The sequence below is a fragment of the Nonomuraea antri genome (genome assembly GCF_013283785.1).
Classification (GTDB): domain Bacteria; phylum Actinomycetota; class Actinomycetes; order Streptosporangiales; family Streptosporangiaceae; genus Nonomuraea; species Nonomuraea antri.
In genome coordinates, this window is record NZ_JABCPZ010000119.1 from 25,713 (window position 1) to 31,712 (window position 6,000).

5 protein-coding genes are annotated in these 6,000 nt (G+C 71.4%); 4 read left to right on the forward strand and 1 reads right to left on the reverse strand.

From position 1 onward, the window contains the following. Nucleotides 1-55 precede the first annotated feature (55 nt). Together HII36_RS32125 and HII36_RS32130 are read left to right on the forward strand one after the other, a co-directional pair. Nucleotides 56-1,519: an RNA polymerase sigma factor gene (locus HII36_RS32125; protein ID WP_173527044.1), complete on the forward strand. Its 1,464-nt coding sequence runs from the start codon at nt 56-58 to the stop codon at nt 1,517-1,519. 98 nt (nt 1,520-1,617) lie between these two features. After that, nucleotides 1,618-2,724 carry a C40 family peptidase gene (locus HII36_RS32130; RefSeq protein ID WP_173527045.1) on the forward strand — a complete coding sequence of 369 codons (1,107 nt, stop codon included), beginning with the start codon at nt 1,618-1,620 and terminating at the stop codon, nt 2,722-2,724. 32 nt (nt 2,725-2,756) lie between these two features. Here HII36_RS32130 and HII36_RS32135 read toward each other — a convergent pair whose 3' ends face one another. Beyond that, nucleotides 2,757-3,245: an inorganic diphosphatase gene (locus HII36_RS32135; RefSeq protein ID WP_173527046.1), complete on the reverse strand. Its 489-nt coding sequence runs from the start codon at nt 3,243-3,245 to the stop codon at nt 2,757-2,759. A 332-nt stretch (nt 3,246-3,577) separates the two neighbouring features. On the opposite strand from HII36_RS32135, the gene dacB reads away from it, so the two are divergent. Together dacB and HII36_RS32145 are read left to right on the forward strand one after the other, a co-directional pair. After that, on the forward strand, nt 3,578-4,753 hold the full coding sequence (gene dacB, locus HII36_RS32140; protein ID WP_236004068.1) for a D-alanyl-D-alanine carboxypeptidase/D-alanyl-D-alanine endopeptidase: 1,176 nt from the start codon (nt 3,578-3,580) through the stop codon (nt 4,751-4,753). A gap of 121 nt (nt 4,754-4,874) precedes the next feature. Then, nucleotides 4,875-5,951, forward strand: coding sequence for a zinc-dependent metalloprotease (locus tag HII36_RS32145; protein ID WP_173527049.1), 1,077 nt, complete (start codon nt 4,875-4,877; stop codon nt 5,949-5,951). Nucleotides 5,952-6,000 lie beyond the last annotated feature (49 nt).

Genomic DNA, 6,000 nt, shown 5'->3' on the forward strand with positions numbered 1-6,000 from the left:
TTGTCAGTGCGGAATCGGTAGAACTAGCAGTTACTAATCCATTACCTTCGGTTACATGAATGATCGCGCCATGGTCGAGGCACTTCGCGCCGGCGACCCGGGTGCCCTCGCCACCCTGTACGACGCCTACGCCGAGCGCATCTACCGATACTGCTGGTCTCTCCTGCTGAGCGCCGACAGCGCCCAGGTGGCGCTGCGCGACACCCTGATCGCGGCGGAGGCGCACGCCGCCGCCCTGACCGAGCCGGACAAACTGCGCCCCTGGCTCTACGCCCTGGCCCGCGGCGAATGCCTGCGCCGGCGGATGGCCGCGCCGCCGGGCGCCGACGAGGCGCTGGCCGAGGCCCCGCCGCTCGACGACCCGGCCGACGCCGACCTGCGCGTCATGGCCTGGAACGCCACGCACAGCCTGCCCGCCGCCGACCGCGAGGTGCTCGAACTGTCGTCCGAGCTGGACGACGCCGACCTCGCGCTCGTGCTCCACCTGCCGCCGCGCCAGCTCGAACTCGTCAGGGACGAGGCACGCGAACGGCTCTGCGACGCCGTCACCGCCGAGTTCCTGGCCAGGAAGGGCCCCTACGACTGCGCCCAGCGGGCCCGCATCCTGAGCGGGTTCTCCGGCGAGCTGACCCAGGACATGCGCGAGCGGCTGGTCGAGCACCTGCCGCGCTGCGAGACGTGCGCGCCGCACCGCACCCGGCAGATCTCCGCGGCCAAGGTGCTCGGCCTGCTGCCGCGTCCCGAACTGCCCCGCTCGCTCCGGGTCAGGGTGATGAGCTGCTTCCTCGACCCGGAACTGCAGCCCTACCGCCGTTACGTCGCCAGACGCTCGGGCGCGCTGGACGCGGCCGGATTTCCCGTTCCGCTCACCGGCACGGGGACGACGCACTGGCCTCAGGCGCTCGTGGGCGCGCTGGCGGCGATCGCGGCGGTGGCGGCGATCGCGTTGATCTTCAACCAGATCGGCAAGGACAACGGCGGCCTGGCCGGGGTGGCCACCGCCGCCTTCCCCGCCACCGGCGAGCCGCCGGGGATCAGGCTGCCGTGGCGGCGCGAGCCGCAGGACGTGCCGATGAACGTCCAGCCCATACTCGACACCGCGAGCGGGCATCCGATCGGCGTGCTCGAACCGGCCACGCCGGGGCCGCTGCCGCCGCCCGCCGTGCGGACCGGACGTCCGCCGGCGCCGCCGTCGTACGCTCCGCAGCCCCCGCAGCCGTCCTACATTCCGGAGCCGACGCAGGAGCCCAGGCCGCAGCCGACGCCGACACGCACGTGGCGGCCGCAACCGCCGACCGGCCACCCCCACCCGCCGGACCGCCCGACGCATCACCCGACTGGTCGCCCCACCGGTGGGCCGACGACTCCCAGCCCGTCGCAGAGCGGCGGCGACAGCCCGACGCCGTCGCCCACGCGGACCAGCCCCGACCAGCACCCGTCCCCCGGCGAGAGCTCGCCCACGGTTTCCCCGACCCAGCCGAAGCCGTCGCCGAGTCCGGAGCCGACCGGGAGCGGCTGAGGTGTCAGGTACGCCTGATTCGCTGCGATAACTACGTTACGTGAGTGAATGGCCCGGGAACGTGTGCGTAGAGTGACCATGAGTTTCGGGGGGAACCTATGCGCACCGCTGCCGCCGGGCTTCTCGCGAGCTGCCTGATCATCGCCCTGTGCCCGCCGGTGCACGCCGACCCCCCGCCGTCGTCCAGGGACGTGCGCCGGGCCCGCGAGATCGCCAAGGACCGGGCCAGGGAACTCGGCACGGCCAGCGCCAGGTTGGTCGCCGCCCAGAGCCGGCTGGCCAGGCTCGACGCCGAGGTCGAGCGGCTGGTGGAGGCGTACAACGGGGAACGGGTCGAGGTGGCGCGGGCCGGGCAGGCGTACGAGCAGGCCAAGACCAGGCTCACGGCCGCCGACGCGGCGGTGGCGCAAGCCCGCGAGGCGGTCGCGGCGCTCGCCGCGCAGGCCTACGGCGGGATGACGCCGCTCGAACCGGTCATCGGCATGATGATCGACACCGGCGGCGTGGACGGCTACCTGCACCGCGCCGGCATCCTGGATCAGCTCGGCGACCAGCGGGCCGCGGTGCTCACCCGGATGCGCGACGCCCAGGAGGTCTCGGCCATCCTGCGTACTCAGGCGGCCACCGCGTACGCCGCCCAGCAGGCCGCACTCGAACGCGCCGGCCAGGCCAAACACGCCGCGCAGGCGGCGGTGGCCAGGCAGCGGCGCGAGACCAGGACGTTGCGCGCCCGCAAGAGCGAACTGCAGCGCCGGGTGGACGCCGCCCGCGGCAGAGCCGAACTGCTCGCCAGGCAGCGGGCGGCCGCGATCTCGCTCAAGGGGCTCGTCGGCGGCTCGGCCATGGGCGACCTGGCGGCCAACTGGGCGCTGTCGCAGCTCGGCAAGCCGTACGTGTGGGCCGCCGACGGCCCGGCCAGCTACGACTGCTCCGGGCTGACGATGCGGGCCTGGGAACGGGTGGGCGTGCGGCTCGACCACTGGACGGGCACCCAGTGGACGTCCGGGCCGCACGTGCCGCTCGACCAGCTACAGCGCGGTGACCTGGTGTTCTTCGGCCGCATCAGCAGCGACCCCGGTACCATTCACCACGTCGGGATGTACGTAGGACGCGGGCTGATGGTGCACGCGCCGCAGACCGGGGACGTGGTGCGCGTCGCCTCGATCTGGCGCGGGGACCTGGTGGGCGCCACCAGGCCCCGCTGAGCGTCTTCCTCGTGCCCGCTCTCCTCGGCGGCCTAGTGCCCGCTCTCCTTGGCGCGGCGGAACGAGCGCTCGATCTCGGCCTCGGCCTCGATACGCCCGACCCAGTTGGCGCCCTCGACGGACTTGCCGGGCTCCAGGTCCTTGTACACCTCGAAGAAGTGCTGGATCTCCAGCCGGTCGAACTCCGACACGTGGTGGATGTCCTGAATGTGGTGCATCCGCGGGTCGGTGGACGGGACACAGAGGACCTTGTCGTCACCGCCCTTCTCATCGGTCATACGGAACATGCCGACCGCGCGGCAGGTGATGTAGCAGCCGGGGAACGTCGGCTCCTGAAGCAGCACCAGCGCGTCGAGGGGATCGCCGTCCTCACCGAGGGTGTTCTCGATGAAGCCGTAGTCGGCGGGGTACTGCGTGGAGGTGAACAGCAGCCGGTCAAGCCGAATTTTGCCGGTCTCGTGGTCCACTTCGTATTTGTTCCGTTGCCCCTTGGGAATCTCAACGACAACGTCGAACTCCACCGCGGTTCCTCCGCTCAGGCCCCCGGGAACCCCCGGCAGGGCGTTAATGTCTCGTAGGCGAACTTAGAGAGAGGTCAGGCGACGTGGCACGGCACGAGCGGTGGGTGATGGTGGCCACACTCGCCGTGCTCCAGGTGCTGGTCGTCGTCACCGGCGTCTACGCGGTGGGCAACGACCTCAGCCTGGGCGCTCTGACGAGGCAACCTGCACCTCACGGGCCGGCAGCGTCTCCTCAAGGGTCTTCTCCCCCCGTCCCCGTGGTCACCTCCGGGCCTGTGCTGGCCCAGCTGTCGGCGAAGTCAGGAGACGGACCTCTCCCGACTAAGGGTACTTTGACGCGCCAGCTCACCGACGCGCTGGGTGACGAAGCGCTCGGCTCCCGGGTGGGCGCGGTCGTCCTCGACGCGGCCACCGGCCAGCGGATCTTCGCCGCCAACCCCGACGCCGGGATCGTGCCGGCGTCCACCACGAAAATCGTGACCAGCGTCGCCGCGCTCGCCTCACTGGGCCCCGACGCCCGGTTGTCCACCCGGGTCGTGAGCGGCCGGACGGCGAACTCGATCGTCCTGGTCGGGGGTGGTGACCCGCTGCTCGCCGGGCCGTCCGCCAAGCCCGCCGCCTTCCCCAAGCAGGCCACGCTCGCCACCCTCGCCCTGCGCACGGCGGCCTCGCTCAAGGCTCAAGGGATCAAGAAGGTCACGCTCGCCTACGACGCCGGCCTGTTCAGCGGGCCCGCGGTCGGCCCCGGCTGGAAGCCCGGCTACATCCCCGACGGCAACGTGGCGCCCGTCCACGCGCTGGCCATCGACGAGGGCCGTCAGCATCCGGGTCACTCGCAGCCCCGCGTGTCCAACCCGTCCCAGTACGCCGCCGCCGCGTTCGCCAAACTGCTCGGCAAGCAGGGCATCTCGGTGTCCAAGAGCATCCGGCCGGGGAAGGCCGCCGCAGGCGCGGCCGAGTTGGGCAAGGTCACCTCGGCCCCCGTCTACGCACTCGTCGAGCACGCGCTCACCCACAGCGACAACGACCTGTCGGAGGCCCTGGCCAGGCACGTGGCCATCAAGGAAGGCCAGCCCGCCTCCTTCGACGGCGGCGCCAAGGCGGTGACCGCGGTGCTCAAGCGGCTCGGCGCCGACAAGGGCATCCAGGTCCGCGACGGCAGCGGCCTGTCCACGCTCAACCGCATCAGCGCCGACGGCCTGGCCAGGCTCATCGCCGTCGCCCTGTCCGACACCCACCCCGGCCTGCACGCCGTCGCCTCCGGCATGCCGATCGCCGGGTTCTCGGGAACGCTCGGCAACGGCCGGCGCTTCGTCGGCGGCGACAGCAAGGGGCAGGTCGGCCTCGTCCGCGCCAAGACCGGCACGCTCAACCACGTGAACACGCTCGCCGGACTGGCCACCACCAAGGACGGGCGGCTGGTCACCTTCGCCTTCCTGGCCGACCAGGTGCCGGGGACGGCCGAGCACGTGCTCGACCGGCTCGCCGCGATCGTCGCCCGCTCCTGACCGCCGGGTTCACTGAGACGTTCCTTGGGCGGGACGTTCAGGGGGAGGCTTCTCCGCAGGGACGTTCCTTCAGCGGGACGCTTCTTCGCAGGGAGGAGGAGAACCACGTACGGTGGACGTTATGCAGGTGATCGACTGGGATCTGGCCGTCACGACCGGCACGCGCCTGGTGCGCCCCGGTCCTCAGGTGAGCAAAGAGGAGGCCAGGCAGGCCGTCACCGAACTGCGCACCCTTTCGCGTGAAGCCGAAGGCCACGTACGCGAATTCACCAAAATCCACACGGAGACCGCCCCGCAGCCCGCGACCATCGTCGACCGTCCGGGCTGGATCAAGGCGAACGTCGAGGGCTTCCGCGTGGTTCTCGAACCCCTCACGCAGCGCGTCGGCAACAGCGGCAACCCGCCGCCCGCCATCGTCACCGCCGTCGGCTCGCGCATCACGGGCGTCGAAGTGGGCGCGGTGCTGGCCTTCCTGGCCTCCCGCGTCCTCGGCCAGTACGAGCTGTTCCTGCCGCCCGACCCCACCGGCCGCGAACCCACCGGCCGGCTGACGCTCGTGGCGCCCAACATCGTCCACGCCGAACGCGAGATGAACGTCGACCCGCACGACTTCCGCCTGTGGGTCTGCCTGCACGAGGAGACCCACCGGGTGCAGTTCACCGGGGTCACCTGGCTCAGGGAATACGTCCGCTCCCAGATGACCGAGTTCCTGCTCGCCTCCGACCTCGACCTGCCCACCCTGCTCGACCGGCTGCGCAACGCCGCCGACACCGTCGCCGACGTGGTACGCGGCGGCGAGGGCAACCTGATCGACGCCATCCAGTCGCCCGAGCAGAAGGCCATACTCGACCGGCTCACCGCCGTCATGACCCTGGTGGAAGGGCACGGCGACTACGTCATGGACGCCGTCGGCCCCGCCGTGGTGCCCTCGGTCGCCGACATCCGCGCCAAGTTCGCCCAGCGCCGCGAGGGCGGCTCCCGGCTGGACCGCACGGTCCGGCGACTGCTGGGGATCGAACTGAAGATGAAGCAGTACGCGGAGGGGTCGGCGTTCGTCAGGAAGGTCGTCGGGCAGGTGGGAATGGACGGGTTCAACCGCGTCTGGACCTCACCCGAGACGCTGCCGACGACGACGGAGATCTCCAACCCGGACGCCTGGATCAGCCGAGTGATCGGGACACCGGCGCTTCCCGCTTGACCGGTTGGGGGGAGTGGGGTGTGTGTTGGCCGGTGCGACCCGCCCACCC

What these genes read in the sequence shown, in the direction of transcription:
- HII36_RS32125 (WP_173527044.1), top strand. Translation starts at nt 56, where the DNA reads ATGAATGATCGCGCCATGGTCGAGGCACTTCGCGCCGGCGACCCGGGT.
- HII36_RS32130 (WP_173527045.1), top strand. Translation starts at nt 1,618, where the DNA reads ATGCGCACCGCTGCCGCCGGGCTTCTCGCGAGCTGCCTGATCATCGCC.
- HII36_RS32145 (WP_173527049.1), top strand. Translation starts at nt 4,875, where the DNA reads ATGCAGGTGATCGACTGGGATCTGGCCGTCACGACCGGCACGCGCCTG.